Origin of the sequence: Saccharothrix luteola, from assembly GCF_020859565.1 — a bacterium.
GTDB classification, from domain to species: domain Bacteria; phylum Actinomycetota; class Actinomycetes; order Mycobacteriales; family Pseudonocardiaceae; genus Actinosynnema; species Actinosynnema luteola.
The window spans coordinates 148,818-163,672 of sequence record NZ_JAJHUO010000003.1 but is presented as its reverse complement, the minus strand read 5'-3'; the positions used below and the strand labels follow the sequence as shown (position 1 = coordinate 163,672).

The following is a 14,855-nucleotide window of genomic DNA, read 5'->3' as shown; positions in this document are numbered from 1 at the left end:
GGTGTCCGGCGCCGTCGCCTACGCCTCGGCCGCGGTTCTACAAGGAAGTTCCTGGAGTATCACGTCACGGTGCGCGATGCCCGACCTGTCTTCGCGACTGTGGACAAGTTCCCGGCGACCGGACCCAAGTCCCGATCCACAAGGAGGCCCACGATGGCGTTGATCTTCCTCAACGGCGGCGGCATGCGCGGCGGCCCGCTACACCACCAGTTGCAGGGGACGCCGCTGCTGTGCGTGGCGCGCAGTGCGCCCCGCTACCGCTACTTCTCCGTGGGCGACCGGTTCCCCGCGATGCACGCCTCCGGTTCGGGCCACGTGGTGGGCGAGGTGTACGACGTGCCGCTGACCGTGCTGCGCGACCACCTGCTGCCCGCCGAGCCGCCGGAGTTGGAGATCGGCGTGATCGAGTTGGCGGACGGCGGCGCCGCGTTGGCCACCGTGCTGCGGGACGCATGCCTCGACAGCCCGGAACTGACGGACATCACCCGGATCGGTGACTGGCGTGCGTACCTGGCGACGGTTCAGGCGCCCAGCAGGCCCCGCTCGTAGGCCACCGCGACGGCGGCGGCGCGGTCCTTCACGCCCAGCTTGGTGTAGACGTGCACCAAGTGGGTCTTCACGGTCGCCTCGCTGATGAAGAGCTTCGCCGCCGCCTCGCGGTTCGTGCACCCTTGGGCGATCAGTCCGAGCACCTCCACCTCGCGCTCGCTCAACGGCTCCGCCATCGGCTGCCGCACCTGACCCACGAGCCGGGTGGCCACGGACGGCGACAGCACCGCTTCTCCCCTGGCCGCCGAGCGCACCGCCCGGAACAGCTCGTCACGTGGGGTGTCCTTCAGGAGGTACCCCGTGGCACCGGCCTTGATCGCGGGCAGCACGTCGCTGTCCGTGTCGTACGTCGTCAGCACCAACACCCTGGTCGGGCAGCCGCGCAGCCGCTCGATGGCCGTGACGCCGTCCACCCCGGGCATCCGCAGGTCCATCAGCACGACGTCCGGCCGCAGCGCGCGCACGACGGTGACCGCCTCCGCGCCGTCCGCCGCCTCGCCCACCACGTCCACGTCACCGGCGCTCGCGAGCATCCCGCGCAGCCCGTCGCGCACGACGGGGTGGTCGTCCACGATCACCACGCGGATCACGGCGCCACCTCGGCGGGGATCGCGGGCACCGACGCGGACACCGCCGTGCCGCCGCCCGGCTCGGACTCCACGACCAGCGCGCCGGCCAGGCGTGACACCCGCTGGCGCATGCCGACCAGCCCGAACCCGTCGGTCTTCACCTCCGGGTCGAACCCCGCGCCGTCGTCCCGCACGTCCAACGTCACCACGTCCTCCATGTACGACAACGTCAACCCGACCCGTGACGCGCGCGCGTGCTTGGCGACGTTCGACAACGCCTCCTGCGCGGCACGCAGCAACGTCACCTCCACCTCGGGGTGCAGGGGCCGCGCCGCGCCCGTCGTGCTGATCGACGCCGCCACACCGGTCTGGTCCGTCCACCCCGCCGCGACCTCGGCCAGCGCGTCCGGCAGGTTCGCGTCCACCAGCGCGGGCGGGCGCAGGGCGTGCACCGAGCGACGGGCCTCGGCCAGGTTCTCCCGCGCCAGCCGCAACGCCGTCTCGACGTGCCGCGGCGGGTCCTCGTCCGCCTGGAGCTGCGTGATGATGCCGGCGAAGCCCTGGGCGAGCGTGTCGTGGATCTCCCGCGCCAGCCGCTGCCGCTCGTCCAGCACGCCGGCCTCGTGCGCCTGGATCAGCAACTGGGCGTGCAGGCCGGCGTTCTCCTTCATCATCGCCGCCATCTCGGCGACCATCTCCTTGCGGCGCCGGGACTGCTCAGAGGTGATGTGGCCGAACGTGGTGAACGTGCAGGCGATGATCACGATGAACACGACGATGATCAGGTACACCACGATGGCCCCGAGCTCCGCCGGCGGCAAGCCCCCGTACAGCGACGTCGCCGCGAGGACACCGGTGGCCGACACCCCGACGAGCTTCCACCGGCCGGGCAGCACGTCGATGGCGTAGATGTACCCGGCGAAGGAGAAGAACCCGAACATCGGGTCGCGCAGCCCCAGCAACGCGTACGAGACCAGGATCCCGACGAAGAACAGCGCCATCAGGCCGGTCCGGGAGCGCCAGCCCGGGTGCAGGGTGTACCACCACAGCATCCACAGGCCGGTCGCCGCCGCGATGCCCACGTTGACCGCCGTGGTCGGTCCGGTGTCCGTCCCGACCACCAGGTACATGACGGTCGTCAGCACCAGCACGAAGTACGGGATGGCGTGCCCGGCGACGTTCAGCCGCCGTTCCCACGTGTCCAGCACGTCCATCGCGCGCACCCCTACTCCCAGCGGAACGACTTCGCGGCGACGGTACCCGCTGCCACCGTGACCAGCGCCAGCACGCCGAGGTGGACCGGGTCAGGTGCGACGCCCAGCCACGACTGCTGCAACGCCTCGACGCCCGGCGGCAGGTACGCGCCGATGGCGTTGAGGAAGTCCGGCAGCAGGAACCGGGGCAGGTACACCCCGCCGAAGAACATGACCAGCATGAACACGACGGTCGCCCACCCGCCGGCGGACCTCGCGTTCGGCGCCCAGGCCGCGACCAGCAGACCGATGGCCGACAGCGACAGCATGCCCAGCAGGAACGTCACCAGGAACCAGAGCGGGTGGTGCGGCAGGTCGATGTCGAACACCACCCGGGACACGGCCATGAGCAGCACGACCGAGATCACGCCCGCGATCAGGTTGACGAGCACCTGCGCCACCAGCAGGCGCGCGGGGTGGACCGGGGTGGTGGAGAAGCGGCGCAGCACGCCCTTCTCGCGGTAGGTGGCGACCGTGGCGGGCAGCTTGTTGAGGCCCAGGAACGCCAGCGTGGTCACGACCAGCGACGACATGAAGGCGTCGATGAACCGCTGGTCGCCGAAGTACGGGTCGGGGGTGCGCAACGCGGGGATCGCGCCGAGCACCAGCAGCAGGATGGTCGGGAAGAGGACGGCGAACACGACCATGCTCGACTCGCGCAGGAACAGCTTCCACTCGGTGTTGACGATCTTCAGCATTGTGCTACTCCGTGAGCGCGCGGCCGGTGAGGCGGATGAAGGCGTCGTCCAGGCCGGCCTGCTCGATGCGCAGGTCGGCGGCGACGATCTGGTTGCGGGCGAGGACGGACGTGACGGCGTGCAGCAGGTTGCCCGTGCCGGTCACGACGAGCTGCGGACCGCGCTGCTCGACGTTCGAGACCTCGGGCAGCTCTTCGAGCAGCGCCACGTCCAGCGGCGCGGTCGGCCGGAACCGGACCCGCTGCTCACCGTCCACGCGGGACACGAGGCCGGCGGGGCTGTCGACCGCGACCAGCTTGCCCGCGTCGATCACGGCGATCCGGTCGCACAGCCGCTCGGCCTCTTCCATGAAATGGGTGACCAGGACGACCGTGACGCCGGCGTCGCGGACCTGCTCGACCAGGCTCCACGTGTCGCGGCGCGCCTGCGGGTCGAGGCCCGTGGTGAGCTCGTCCAGCACGGCGACCTTGGGCTTGCCGATCAGCGCCAACGCGATGGAGACGCGCTGCTTCTGGCCGCCGGAGAGCTTGCGGTACTCGGTCTTGGCGCGATCGGCCAGGCCCAGGCGTGCCAGCAGCTCGCGCCAGTCGGCCGGGTCGCGGTAGAACGACGCGTACAGGTCCAGGGCCTCGCCGACCCGGATGCGGTCGGGCAGCTCGCTCTGCTGGAGCTGGACGCCGAGCCGGGTGCGCAGCTCCGCCCAGTCACGTCGCGGGTCAAGCCCGTCGACCCGGATCGTGCCGCCGTCCGGCGAGCGCAGGCCCTCCACGCACTCGACGGTCGTGGTCTTCCCGGCCCCGTTCGGGCCGAGGATCCCGAAGATCTCCCCCTCGTCGACGGAGAACGAGACACCGTCCACCGCGACCTTCCGGTCGTAGGTCTTGACGAGGTCGACCACCTCGATGATTGCCATGCCACGAGCGTCGTCGACCGGGCGTTCGGCCGGATCACACGGCGGGCCACACCTGGCATCAACCGATCGGTTGATCTTCCCGTAGACCACCCTGATCCGCCCTCGGGGTGGACCTGAGCGTTGAACTCAGGGGTTCCGAACGTAGGACTCTCGCGGTCGGAACGTAGGACTCGCGCGGTCTGGAGGTAGGACACGCGCGAGGTCAGGGGTGGAGGCCGTGGAGGATTTGAGTGGTCAGGGCGGTGACGACGGTGGTGTTGTGCGGGGTGTCGCCCGGGCGGAGGGTGCGGGCGGCGGCCTCGGCCGCGCCGTGGATCAGGACGGCGCGCAGGGCCGGTGAGGGGACGCCGGCGTCGGTGAGGACGTCCACCAACGGGGCGAGGAGCTTGTCGTGCTCGGCGCGGATCGCGGTGCGGGCGGCGTCGGGCAGCGCGTGCGCGGAGAGGGCGACGACGGCGCTGTGGCTGCCGTCGGCGATGATCTCCAGCTCGGTGCGGAGGTAGGCCTCGACCTTGGCCTCGACGCCGTCGACCGAGCGCACCGCCTCGGCCAGCCTGCGGCCCCACTCGGGCAGCTCGTCGGACACGATCGCGGCGACCAGCTCCTCGCGGGAGCGGAAGTACTCGTACAGGCTCGGCCGCGACAGACCGACGCGACGGGCCAGCGACGCGAGGGTCAGCGCGTCCGCGCCCTCCGAGGCCACGATGTCGCGCCCCGCGTCCAGCAGGTCCCGCAGCCGGTTCGCGCGGTGCTCCGCGAGCGTGTCGGCGCTGATCCTGGGCACTCGCCCGATCCTAGCCCTTGCCTTACCTACGCGCCGTTGGAATAGTTCCCTACACTGCGTCGGGAACCACGGAGGTGTCGGGTGTTCATCGCGACCAACCGCTTGTTCGTCCCCGCCGAACGCGCCGAGGAGTTCGAGTCGCACTTCCGGAGCACCATGCGCGAGCACCTGCCCGGTGTGCCCGGCCTGCGTCGCAGCACGCTGCTGCGCCCCACCCGCCCCGACCAGCCGTACGTGTCGGTCAACGAGTTCGACACCGAGGACGACTTCCACGCCTGGGTCGCGTCGGACTCCTTCAAGGCAGCCCACCGGCGCAACGCCGGCATCGCCCGCCACGTGACGGGCAACGCGGTGGAGACCTTCCAACCGTCGGAAGACCTGCTGCTCAGCCCCTGATCGCGGTCACGGGATCGTGATCGCCTTCATCCGCTCGATCTCGTCGGTCTGGGAGACCGAGACGTCGTTGGCCATCTCCTCGACCCGCACGTCGCTGCCCGAGGACAGCACCTCGACCGCCATCCGCACGGCGCCCTCGTGGTGGGCGATCATCAGCTGGAGGAAGAGCCGGTCGAAGTCCGCGCCGCGGGCGGCCTTCAGGGCGGCCATCTGCTCGTCGGTGGCCATGCCGGGCATCGAGCCGTGGTCGACCTCCGGCAGCTCGGCGCGGTGGCCGTGCGCGGGCGCGTTCTCCGCGTACTGCCGCTGCCACTGCTCCATCGCCGCGATCTCCGGGCCCTGCGTGTCGTGGATCCGCGACGCCAAGCCGCGCACCGTCTCGTGCTGCGCGCGTTCCGGCGCCAGCGCGGTCATCTCCAGCGCCTGCCTGTGGTGGACGATCATGCCGGCGACGTACTTCAGGTCCGCCTCGCTCGGCGCGACCCACCGATCCGTGCCGAAATCCTCCGGCGCCAGGGTTTTCGCTTGCTCGCCCGGCCCCTGCGGCGCAATGATCGGAGGCTGGTCGTCCGCCTGGGACGTACAGCCCGCGAGGACGGCCACCAACACCGCGACGAACACCATCCGCATCCCGCTACCCCCTAGAACCTCCGGTCGGCCGTCAACGTACCCGGCCGTTCCACCGGTCGGAAGCGGAGAAACTTTCCGACGATCGGGTCTGGTCCTTAGCCATGCGAAGGGGTGATACTGCGGGCCCTGCAGTGGGTTGGAAGGGGAACCTGAAGTGGAAGTACGCGATTTGGCCCGCCGACGCAGAACGCCGGCCGCGGTCTTGGGGGCGTTCGCGCTGAGCCTGTCGGTCGTGGCCTGGGCGCCTCAGGCGACCGCCGCGCCGGACGACGCCGACCTGGCCGGACTGTCCGAGACCCAGCTGTCGAGCCAGGAGCAGCCGGCCGCCGGCATCCCCGGCGTCGACGAGATCCGCAACAGCCGCAACTTCAAGCACCTGGCGAACCTGCCGAAGCCGGCGCCGTTCACCGCCTCGTCCACGTGGTCCGACCTGGCGTTCCAGAACGGCTACGCGTTCAGCGGCAACTACGACGGCTTCGTGATCTACGACGTGCGCAACCCGCGCAAGCCGTCCATCACGAGCACGGTGTGGTGCCCGGGCTCGCAGAACGACATCTCGGTCAAGGACAACCTGCTCTTCCTGTCCACCGACTCGTCGCGCAGCGACAACTCCTGCGCCAGCACGCCGCTCTCCGCGACCAACAAGGACGCGTGGGAGGGCATCAAGATCTTCGACATCAGCGACAAGAAGAACCCGAAGTACGTCGCCGCGGTCGAGACCAAGTGCGGTTCGCACACGCACACGCTGGTGCCGGACAAGAAGGGCAAGAACGCCTACCTGTACGTCTCGTCGTACGGCCCCAACGACACCTTCCCCGACTGCAAGACGCCGCACGACCTGATCAGCATCGTCAAGGTGCCGCTGAAGGACCCGGCGTCGGCCTCCGTGCTGTCGGAGACCGTGCTGTTCCCGGACGGCGGCAACCCCGGCCGTGACGGCACGATCGAGGAGGGCTACGTCCGCGCCACCTCGGGCTGCCACGACATCACCGTCTACCCGTCGAAGGACCTCGCGGCCGGCGCCTGCATGGGTGACGGCGTGCTGTGGGACATCTCCGACCGGGAGAAGCCCCGCGAGATCAGCCGCGTCCAGGACAACGTGAACTTCGCGTTCTGGCACTCGGCCACCTTCAACAACGAGGGCACCAAGGTCGTCTTCACCGACGAGCTCGGTGGCGGCGGCGCGCCGACCTGCAACGAGAAGATCGGCCCGACCCGCGGCGCGGACGGCATCTACGACATCACCGGTCGTGGTGACGGTCGCGAGCTGGAGTTCCGCTCGTACTACAAGATCTCCCGGACCCAGGGCGACACGGAGAACTGCGTGGCGCACAACGGTTCGCTGATCCCCGTCCAGGGCCGCGACATCATGGTCCAGGCGTGGTACCAGGGCGGCATCTCGGTCTGGGACTTCACCGACTCCCGCAACCCCAAGGAGATCGGCTGGTTCGAGCGCGGTCCGCTGCCCAACGGCGCGGGCGGCGGCTCGTGGTCGGCGTACTACTACAACGGCTACATCTTCTCGAACGACATGGCCAAGGGCCTCGACGTGCTCGACATCCGCGACCCGCGGACGGCGACGGCGAAGCTCGTCCGGGTCGGCGAGTTGAACGTGCAGACGCAGGGGGCGTACCGGGACCTGTTCCCGCGCTAGCCCGGACGGTCCGACCGTCGTGACACCAGGAGGGCCCGCCGCGCACCCGCGGCGGGCCCTTCGCTCACCCGGTGATGCGCACCCTGCATATACGCCCTTTTAACACACCTCATTCCCGAGGCCCGATACTCCTTGCCGGTGAATTCGTCCGCGTTCGGCCCCGCTCCGCGTAGGATCGAAACCGATTCCTCTTCACGAATTCCTCGCGAGGAGTATTTCCCATGCCGGACATGACCCTCTACCGGGGTGAGCGCGACAATGTCTGGCCGGCCCCTGCCGTGCGCCTCATCTGGGGCGGCATGACCATTCGCGACCCGTGGCCGGGTGCTCGCCTGCCGAACCAGACGGCCACCGGCGCGTGGTCGGCGCTGTCGCGGGCGATCAGCACCGGCGGCGGCGACCTGGCGGCGTTCTCCCGCACCGTGCGCGCGACCGGCGTGCCCTACGGCCTCAACTTCACGCGGACGCCGGTGCCCGTCGACCCGGACCGCGAGCACCACTACGTGGTCACCATCCACCACGCCCGCACGTTCCTGCTGCGCTACGGCGGCGTCGGCGGCTGGACGCTCGGCGACGAGGTGCCGTGGGCCGCCGACCCGACCCTGGCGGACCAGGATTACGTGGTGCTCAACGGTCCGAGCGTGAGCCGGTCGACGGTGCTGGGTTACGGCCATTTCACCGACACGCCGGAAGTCACCTTGTTCACCGACGTACCGACCAATTGGGTGACTTCCGTGAACGGTCAGCCGATCGGCGCCCGCGGGGTGCGCGTCCTGACCGATTCGGCCTTGTCCGACGACGAACGGCTCAGGTTGACGAAATTGCGCCGCCCGTAGCGCCCGTCACGCCGCGACCACCATCAGCCTGCCGGCCCCGAGGTCGAGCGCGACGGTCGTGCCGGGCGGGAAGTCGGCCGCGCGGCTGGACGGCTGGTCGACCCGCACGACCTGGTCGCCGCCGTCGAGCCGCACGGACAGCCTCGTCACCGGCCCGAGGAAGCTCTGCGTGAGCACGCTGCCGGTCAACGCGCCGTCGGCCTGGCCGCCGTGGGGCGCGATGCCGATGTCCTCCGGCCGCACGATCACCTCGACCTCGCCGGTCAGCCCGCCGACCGCCTCGGTGGCCAGCCGGAACGCGCCCAGCCGCACGCCACCCGCCTCGGCGACGCCGTGCACCGCGTTGGTCACGCCGACGAACCGCGCCACGAACGCCGACGCGGGCTCCCGGTACACGACCGCCGGCGTGTCGAGCTGCTCCAGCCTGCCCTCCGACATCACGCCCACCCGGTCGGAGACGGCCAACGCCTCCTCCTGGTCGTGCGTGACGAACAAGGTGGTCGTGCCCAGCTCGGTCTGGATGCGCCGGATCTCGTCACGCAGGTTCACCCGCACCTTGGCGTCCAGCGCGGACAGCGGCTCGTCCAGCAGCAGCACCCTCGGCCGGATCGCCAGCGCACGGGCCAGCGCCACGCGTTGCTGCTGGCCACCGGACAGCTGGTGCGGGTACCGCCCGCCCAGGTGGGCGAGCCCGACCAGCTCCAGCAGCTCGGCGACCCGTCCCGCCCGGTCCGGCGCCTTGCGCAGCCGCGGGCCGAACGCCACGTTCTGCGTCACGGTCATGTTCGGGAACAGGCTGTAGGACTGGAACACCATGCCCATGTCCCGCTTGTTCGCGGGCACGCGGGTGATGTCGCGGCCGTCCACCAGGACCGTGCCCGAGTCGGCCGTCTCGAACCCGGCGACGATGCGCAGCGCGGTCGTCTTGCCGCAGCCGCTCGGCCCGAGCAGGCTGACCAGCTCGCCCTCGGCGAGTTCCAGGTCGAGCCCGTCGAGCGCGCTCTGGCCGCCGAACGACTTGCGCAGCCCGTCCAGTCGCAGGTACCCCATGATCAGCCTTCCTCGACGGCGGCGCCCCGCCGTCGCCTGCCGACGAACGAGAGCAGGAACAACAGCGCGAACGCGAACAGCAGGCTCAGCAGCGACACCGCGATCGACACACCCGCGTCGCGCTTGCCGAGCAGGTTGACCCGCACCTGCAAGGTGTCGAAGTTCAGCAGCGACGCGATGGTGAACTCGCCGAGCACCAACGCCACCGACAGCAGCGACGCACCGAGCAGCGCGGTGCGGATGTTGGGCACCACGACCCGCAGCAGCACCGTGCCCCAGGACGCGCCGAGGCCGCGTGCCGCTTCCGCCAGCGTCTTCAGGTCGATCGCGGACAGGCCCGAGTCGATCGCCCGGTAGGCGAACGGCAGCACCAGCACCGCGTAGGCGAACGTCAGCGTCAACGGCGAGTCGCCGAGGAAGTAGTTCACCCACGCGTACAGCGGCGCCATGCCCACCACCAGCACGATCGCCGGGATCGCCACGGGCAGCAGGCACAGGAACTCCACCAGCCGGCGCAGCGCGGGCAGCCGCAGCCTGATCCACGTCATCGTCGGCACCAGCAGCACCAGCACGACCAGCGAACTGGCCACCGCGAGCTGCACCGACACTCCGATCGCCTCGACCAGGTCCGGGTCGTCCACGATCGCCGCCCACGACGCGAGGCTGCGCGTGCCGTTCGCGCCGCGGGTGGAGAACTCCGCCATCGCGACCAGCGGCAGCAGGAGGAAGGCCCCGAGGACCACCAGGATCGCGGACCGCGCGACACCGCGCCGGGTCACCGCTGCCATCGCGAGAACCTCCGCTGCAACAACGCGTACAGGCCCATCGCCACGCCGACCACCACGACCATGCCCAGGCCCAGCGCCTTGCCCAGGTTCTCCTGGCCCAGCAGCACCTCGCCGGTGAGGAAGCCGCGGATCTGCAGCGGCACGATCGGGCTGCCCTGCGACACCAGCGCCGCCGCCGTGGCGTAGGCGGAGAACGCGTTGGCGAACAGCAACAGCAACGCGCCGAGGAACGCGGGCAGCAGGATCGGGCCGCCGACGTGCCGCCAGTAGGTCCACGACGAGCCGCCGAGGCCGGCCACCGCCTCGCGCCACTGCGGGCGCAGGCCGTCCAGCGCGGGCAGGAACACGATGACCATCAGCGGGATCTGGAAGAACGTGTAGACCAGGGTCAGGCCGGGCAGCTCGAACAGCCACGCGCCGCCGGCGAACAGGTCCACGCCGAACGACTCGCGCAGGAACCGCGTGACGAAGCCCTGGAAGCCGATCGTGGCCAGGAACGCGAACGCCAGCGGCACGCCGCCGAACTGGGCGAGCACACCCGCGCCGGCCACCACCACGCGGCGCAGCGGGCCTTCCGGCTCGCCGACCGCCACGGCCCACGACAGCAGCGCGCCGAACACCGCGCCGAGCAGGGCGGTGATCGCGGACAGCTCCACGCTGCGCAGGAACGCCTGCAGGTACACGCCGCGGGTCAGGTCGGCCAGGTTGGCCACCGTGAACCCGCCGTCCGCGTCCTGGAACGCCCCGGCCAGCACCAGCGCGGTCGGGTACACCAGGAACGTGCCGACGTAGGCCAGGAACGGCACCACGACGAGCCACGCCAGCCGGCTCCGACCGGGTCCGGGGCCGGGAGAGCCCCGATCGGCTCCCCCGGCCCCGGTCGTGACGGGTGCGACCACCGGTCAGCCCACCGCCTGCGCCCACGTCGAGGCCAGCACCTGCTTGGCCTTGTCCGACTGCTCCTGGGTGAGGAACACCTGCGCGCCGGACGTCTCCGGCAGCTTCGCCGCCGCGTCCGCGTCGACCGTGCCGGACTTGGCCATCGCGTCCATCCGCACGGGCCGCGACAGGCCCTTGAGGAAGATGTTCTGGCCCTTGTCGGAGTACAGGAACTCCTGCCACAGGCGCGCGGCGGCCGGGTGCGGCGCGTCTTTGTTGATCGCCTGGTTGTAGTAGCCGCCGACCTGCGCGTCCGCCGGGACGACGACCTTCCAGTCGACCTTGCCCGCGAGCTTCGCGGTCTGCGCGGCGTTGGTGTAGTCCCAGTCGATCACGACGGGCGTCTGCCCGGACTCGATGGTCGCGGGCGACGGGTCGACCGGCAGGAAGTTGCCCGCGGCCTTGAGCTGGGCGAAGAACTCCACGCCGGGCGCGATGTCGTCGGCCGAGCCGCCGTTGCCCAGCGCGGCCATCACCACGCCGGAGAACGCGGCGCCCGCCTGCGTCGGGTCGCCGTTGAGCGCGACCTTGCCCTGGTACTCGGGCTTGAGCAGGTCCTTGACCGAGGTCGGCGCGGGCACCTTGGCGGCGTCGTAGCCGATGGACATGAAGCCGCCGTAGTCGCCGTAGTAGAGCCCGGACGGCTCCTTCAGCTCGTCGGCGATGTCGGCCCACGTCCGCACCTGGTAGGGCGCGAACAAGTCCTTGTTGGCGAGCGCCACGGTCAGGCCGAGGTCGAACACGTCCGGCGCGCGGTCGCCGCCCTTGAGCTGCTTGGCGGCGTTGATCTCGTCCTGGCTGGACGCGTCGGGCTGCGCCGAGTCGACCTCGATGCCGTACTCCGCCTCGAACGCCTTGATCATCTCGCCGTAGTTGGCCCAGTCCGGCGGCAGCGCGATGACGTTGAGCCTGCCCTCCTCCTTGGCGGCCTCGACGAGCTTGTCGAACCCGCCGAACTCGGCGGCGGACTTCGCGGTCGCCGCGGGGGTGCCGCTCGCGGCGCCGTCCTTGGGCGGCGGCGTGCCGCAGGCCGCGACCAACGCCAGCGCGGTGACGCCGACGCCTACCGACCGCAGGACTCGGGTGTGGTTCACGGGCGAACCTTCCTCGGGTGACAAGGGTTTTTTCGCGGACGACCAAAACGTGCCCTGCGGAGGATTCGGGAACTCGCGCGCACTTGTCAAGCGAGTGAGACCCGGTCGACCGGGTGAGCGAATTCCGGGTGGTCCGGGGGTGTCCGAACGGTTAACGACGACACCGACCGGATCGGCCCGGATCAGCCGAAAGGTTCAACCTTACGGCGTAGCGGACAACGTCAACAGTCACCGTGCGAATCGTCTCTTTGGGCCATTCGGACGTTCTGCACTCGGAAGAGTGTGAATGTCCACCCCTATTTTTGCCTAATTGTCTACTCACATTTCCCGGTCCGGTAACGCGTTCCGATCGACCCTCGACACCCGGTTGTCACGTGACGGAAATGCCCGAACAACTGCCGAACCCCGAAGAAGGGCAGATCCATGCTTCACCCGCGAAGATCCCTGGTGCTGGCCGCCGTCGGCGCGCTGCTCCTCCCCCTCGTCGGCCCGCCGTCGGCGTCCGCCGCCCCGGTCCCCGGCGAAGACGTGCTCTACACGTTGGACGCGGACTTCGACCAGGGCGTGCTCCAGGACGTCAACCACGACGCCCCGAACAACAACCAGCTCCAGCTCAACCGCCAGAGCGTGTTCTTCCCCTACGTCAACGTCGCCGCCTCGGCGCGCGGCACGATGGTCCGCATCGACGTCAACACCGGCGAGATCGTCGGCGAGTGGCTCTCGGCGCCGGACGGCCAGGGGCGCAACCCCTCCCGCACCACCGTGGACAAGCTCGGCAACACCTGGCTGTCCAACCGCAACGAGCAGGGCGGTGGCCGCGGGTCGGTCACCCGGGTCGGCGTCATCCGGGGCGGCACCCGGACGAACGCCGACGGCACGCCCAACCCCGCCGGCGACTACCTGAAGGGGCCGTTCGGCTACAACACCTGCGTCGACCGCGACCTCGACGGCCTTTACGCCACGTCGCGCGGTCTCGGCGACATCCGGCCGTGGACCAACGCCGGTGGCGCGGACGCCAACGGCGGTGTCACCACGGCGGCCGACGAGTGCCTGATCACCTACAGCCGGGTCGCGGGCACGAACACCCGCACGGTGGCCGTCGACGCCGACAACAACCTGTGGACCGGCGGCTCGAACATGCAGCACCAGAAGATCTCCGGGGTGGACGGCTCGCCGCTGACCGCGCCCGTCAGCTTCGGCTGCGGCGGTTACGGCGGTCTGGTCGACCAGGCGGGCACGCTGTGGTCGGCGCGGTACGGCGCCAACCTGCTGCGCTACGAGCCGGGCAGCGGCTCGGGCGCCTGCCTGGACACCTCGCACGGCGACTACGGCCTCGGCATGGACCCGCAGACCGGCGAGATCTGGCACACCGGGGTCAACTCCGGCCACACGGTCAAGATGGACGCCGCGGGCAACGTCCTCGGCACCTTCCCGCACGGCCACAACCGCGCGCAGGGCGTCGCGGTCGACATGGACGGCAACGTCTGGGTCGCCCACGCGCTCGACAACGGCACGAACACGGTCGGCCACCTGCGCACCGACGGCACGTTCGTCGGCAACGTGGTCCTGCCCGGCGGCAACGGCCCCACCGGCGTCGCGGTCGACACCAACGGCAAGGTGTGGGTCACCAACATCAACTCCAACAACGCCCAGCGCATCGACCCGGACGCCGGTCCGGCCGGTGGCGGCGGGTTCACCGTCGGCGCGGTCGACCTGACTGTCGACCTCGGCGCGGGCGCCGGGCCGTACAACTACAGCGACATGACCGGGTCGGTGCTCGGCGAGATCACCGCGCCGGTGGGCACGTGGTCGGTGGTGCAGGACGGCGGCGTCGCGGGGCAGACCTGGGGCACCGTCACCTGGAACACCGAGGCCCAGGGCAGCGTGCCGGCGGGCACCTCGATCACGGTCGAGGCGCGCACGTCCGACACCGAGGCAGGACTCGCCGGCGAGACGTTCACGCCGGTGGCCAACGGGGTCGAGTTCGCCCGCGTGGGCCGCTACATCGAGGTGCGGGCGACGTTGACCGCGAGCCCGTCCGGCGACACGCCGGTGCTGTCGGACCTGCGGATCAAGACCTCCGAGCGGACCGGCGTGTTCTCCTGCCAGGCGACCGCGCTGAACCTGGCCGGGATCGTGGTGGCGCGGGCCAACCCGCCGGACGTGCCGTGCGTGGACGACTACGAGAACGTGGCCAACGTCAACCTGTCCGCGGGCATCCTCACCGTGCGGGCGAACGCGTTGACCGCGAGCACCGAGCAGACACCGGACGACCTGCTCGCCCTGCCGCCGGCTCCCGGTGACGGCGCGGTGTCCGACGCCCGGGTCGAGTACACGCGGATCAGCAGCCTGCTGGTGAACATCGAGGTGGGCGTGATCCAGGCGACCGCGTCGGTGACGTGCGACGCGAACCTGAACCCGCAGTTCGCCGGCTCGTCGCAGATCGCGAGCCTGCGGATCAACGGGGTCCAGATCGCCGTGGGCAGCGCGCCGCTGACGATCCCGCTGGTCATCGGCTCGTTGCAGCTCAACAGCACCACGACCACGTCGACCAGCGTGGTGCAGCGGGCGTTCGCACTGGACACCCTGCTGACCGACGTGGTGCTCGGTGAGGCGAAGGCCAACGTGGAGGCGTTGCCGGGCGAGCCCGGCGGCAGCCCCTGCCGGGTCTGAGCCACCACCCTACTAGTAGCCGTACTATA

15 protein-coding genes are annotated in these 14,855 nt (G+C 70.4%); 5 read left to right on the top strand and 10 right to left on the bottom strand.

What is annotated here, in order from left to right:
* Nucleotides 1-153 precede the first annotated feature (153 nt).
* On the top strand, nucleotides 154-549 hold the full coding sequence (locus tag LNK82_RS04130) for an allophanate hydrolase-related protein (RefSeq protein ID WP_230565573.1): 396 nt from the start codon (nucleotides 154-156) through the stop codon (nucleotides 547-549).
* Here LNK82_RS04130 and LNK82_RS04125 read toward each other — a convergent pair.
* The 5 genes from LNK82_RS04125 to LNK82_RS04105 all read right to left on the bottom strand — a co-directional run bounded on the left by LNK82_RS04125 (nucleotide 522) and on the right by LNK82_RS04105 (nucleotide 4,766).
* Nucleotides 522-1,139: a response regulator gene (locus LNK82_RS04125; RefSeq protein WP_230565572.1), complete on the bottom strand. Its 618-nt coding sequence runs from the start codon at nucleotides 1,137-1,139 to the stop codon at nucleotides 522-524. The two genes, LNK82_RS04130 and LNK82_RS04125, sit on opposite strands and share 28 nt — an antisense overlap.
* Entirely contained in the window at nucleotides 1,136-2,332 is a 1,197-nt protein-coding gene (locus LNK82_RS04120) for a sensor histidine kinase (RefSeq protein ID WP_230565571.1), read from the bottom strand. The genes LNK82_RS04125 and LNK82_RS04120 overlap by 4 nt, the downstream gene beginning before the upstream one ends.
* 11 nt (nucleotides 2,333-2,343) lie before the next feature.
* A complete protein-coding gene (locus LNK82_RS04115; RefSeq protein ID WP_230565570.1) occupies nucleotides 2,344-3,069 on the bottom strand; it encodes an ABC transporter permease in 726 nt (241 codons plus the stop codon).
* A 4-nt stretch (nucleotides 3,070-3,073) separates the two neighbouring features.
* Nucleotides 3,074-3,982, bottom strand: a complete 909-nt coding sequence (locus LNK82_RS04110) for an ABC transporter ATP-binding protein (RefSeq protein ID WP_230565569.1) — start codon at nucleotides 3,980-3,982, stop codon at nucleotides 3,074-3,076.
* Between the two features lie 202 nt (nucleotides 3,983-4,184).
* Nucleotides 4,185-4,766, bottom strand: coding sequence for a TetR/AcrR family transcriptional regulator (locus LNK82_RS04105; protein ID WP_230565568.1), 582 nt, complete (start codon nucleotides 4,764-4,766; stop codon nucleotides 4,185-4,187).
* Nucleotides 4,767-4,847: 81 nt separating this feature from the next.
* Between LNK82_RS04105 and LNK82_RS04100 the strand changes: the two genes are divergently transcribed.
* Nucleotides 4,848-5,162, top strand: a complete 315-nt coding sequence (locus LNK82_RS04100) for an antibiotic biosynthesis monooxygenase family protein (RefSeq protein WP_230565567.1) — start codon at nucleotides 4,848-4,850, stop codon at nucleotides 5,160-5,162.
* 6 nt (nucleotides 5,163-5,168) lie between these two features.
* Here LNK82_RS04100 and LNK82_RS04095 read toward each other — a convergent pair whose 3' ends face one another.
* Nucleotides 5,169-5,792 carry a DUF305 domain-containing protein gene (locus tag LNK82_RS04095; protein WP_230565566.1) on the bottom strand — a complete coding sequence of 208 codons (624 nt, stop codon included), beginning with the start codon at nucleotides 5,790-5,792 and terminating at the stop codon, nucleotides 5,169-5,171.
* 223 nt (nucleotides 5,793-6,015) lie between these two features.
* Between LNK82_RS04095 and LNK82_RS04090 the strand changes: the two genes are divergently transcribed.
* Together LNK82_RS04090 and LNK82_RS04085 are read left to right on the top strand one after the other, a co-directional pair.
* Nucleotides 6,016-7,446 (top strand): LVIVD repeat-containing protein, encoded by a 1,431-nt coding sequence (locus LNK82_RS04090; protein WP_268995782.1) that lies wholly within the window; start codon nucleotides 6,016-6,018, stop codon nucleotides 7,444-7,446.
* Between the two features lie 221 nt (nucleotides 7,447-7,667).
* Nucleotides 7,668-8,282, top strand: coding sequence for a hypothetical protein (locus LNK82_RS04085; protein ID WP_230565564.1), 615 nt, complete (start codon nucleotides 7,668-7,670; stop codon nucleotides 8,280-8,282).
* 6 nt (nucleotides 8,283-8,288) lie between these two features.
* Here the strand turns inward: LNK82_RS04085 and LNK82_RS04080 are convergent, their stop codons facing one another.
* From LNK82_RS04080 to LNK82_RS04065, 4 genes are read right to left on the bottom strand one after another with little or no spacing between them, the layout of a single operon-like run.
* Nucleotides 8,289-9,332, bottom strand: a complete 1,044-nt coding sequence (locus LNK82_RS04080) for an ABC transporter ATP-binding protein (protein WP_230565563.1) — start codon at nucleotides 9,330-9,332, stop codon at nucleotides 8,289-8,291.
* Between the two features lie 2 nt (nucleotides 9,333-9,334).
* Nucleotides 9,335-10,120 carry an ABC transporter permease gene (locus LNK82_RS04075; protein WP_230565562.1) on the bottom strand — a complete coding sequence of 262 codons (786 nt, stop codon included), beginning with the start codon at nucleotides 10,118-10,120 and terminating at the stop codon, nucleotides 9,335-9,337.
* Nucleotides 10,108-11,019 carry an ABC transporter permease gene (locus tag LNK82_RS04070; protein WP_230565561.1) on the bottom strand — a complete coding sequence of 304 codons (912 nt, stop codon included), beginning with the start codon at nucleotides 11,017-11,019 and terminating at the stop codon, nucleotides 10,108-10,110. The genes LNK82_RS04075 and LNK82_RS04070 overlap by 13 nt, the downstream gene beginning before the upstream one ends.
* Before the next feature lie 3 nt (nucleotides 11,020-11,022).
* Nucleotides 11,023-12,153 (bottom strand): ABC transporter substrate-binding protein, encoded by a 1,131-nt coding sequence (locus tag LNK82_RS04065; protein WP_230565560.1) that lies wholly within the window; start codon nucleotides 12,151-12,153, stop codon nucleotides 11,023-11,025.
* 423 nt (nucleotides 12,154-12,576) lie between these two features.
* On the opposite strand from LNK82_RS04065, the gene LNK82_RS04060 reads away from it, so the two are divergent.
* Nucleotides 12,577-14,826 (top strand): NHL repeat-containing protein, encoded by a 2,250-nt coding sequence (locus LNK82_RS04060; protein WP_230565559.1) that lies wholly within the window; start codon nucleotides 12,577-12,579, stop codon nucleotides 14,824-14,826.
* The last annotated feature ends 29 nt before the right edge of the window (nucleotides 14,827-14,855 follow it).

What these genes read in the sequence shown, in the direction of transcription:
- LNK82_RS04130 (WP_230565573.1), top strand. Translation starts at nt 154, where the DNA reads ATGGCGTTGATCTTCCTCAACGGCGGCGGCATGCGCGGCGGCCCGCTA.
- LNK82_RS04120 (WP_230565571.1), bottom strand. Translation starts at nt 2,332, where the DNA reads ATGGACGTGCTGGACACGTGGGAACGGCGGCTGAACGTCGCCGGGCAC.
- LNK82_RS04115 (WP_230565570.1), bottom strand. Translation starts at nt 3,069, where the DNA reads ATGCTGAAGATCGTCAACACCGAGTGGAAGCTGTTCCTGCGCGAGTCG.
- LNK82_RS04110 (WP_230565569.1), bottom strand. Translation starts at nt 3,982, where the DNA reads ATGGCAATCATCGAGGTGGTCGACCTCGTCAAGACCTACGACCGGAAG.
- LNK82_RS04095 (WP_230565566.1), bottom strand. Translation starts at nt 5,792, where the DNA reads ATGCGGATGGTGTTCGTCGCGGTGTTGGTGGCCGTCCTCGCGGGCTGT.
- LNK82_RS04085 (WP_230565564.1), top strand. Translation starts at nt 7,668, where the DNA reads ATGCCGGACATGACCCTCTACCGGGGTGAGCGCGACAATGTCTGGCCG.
- LNK82_RS04080 (WP_230565563.1), bottom strand. Translation starts at nt 9,332, where the DNA reads ATGGGGTACCTGCGACTGGACGGGCTGCGCAAGTCGTTCGGCGGCCAG.
- LNK82_RS04075 (WP_230565562.1), bottom strand. Translation starts at nt 10,120, where the DNA reads ATGGCAGCGGTGACCCGGCGCGGTGTCGCGCGGTCCGCGATCCTGGTG.
- LNK82_RS04060 (WP_230565559.1), top strand. Translation starts at nt 12,577, where the DNA reads ATGCTTCACCCGCGAAGATCCCTGGTGCTGGCCGCCGTCGGCGCGCTG.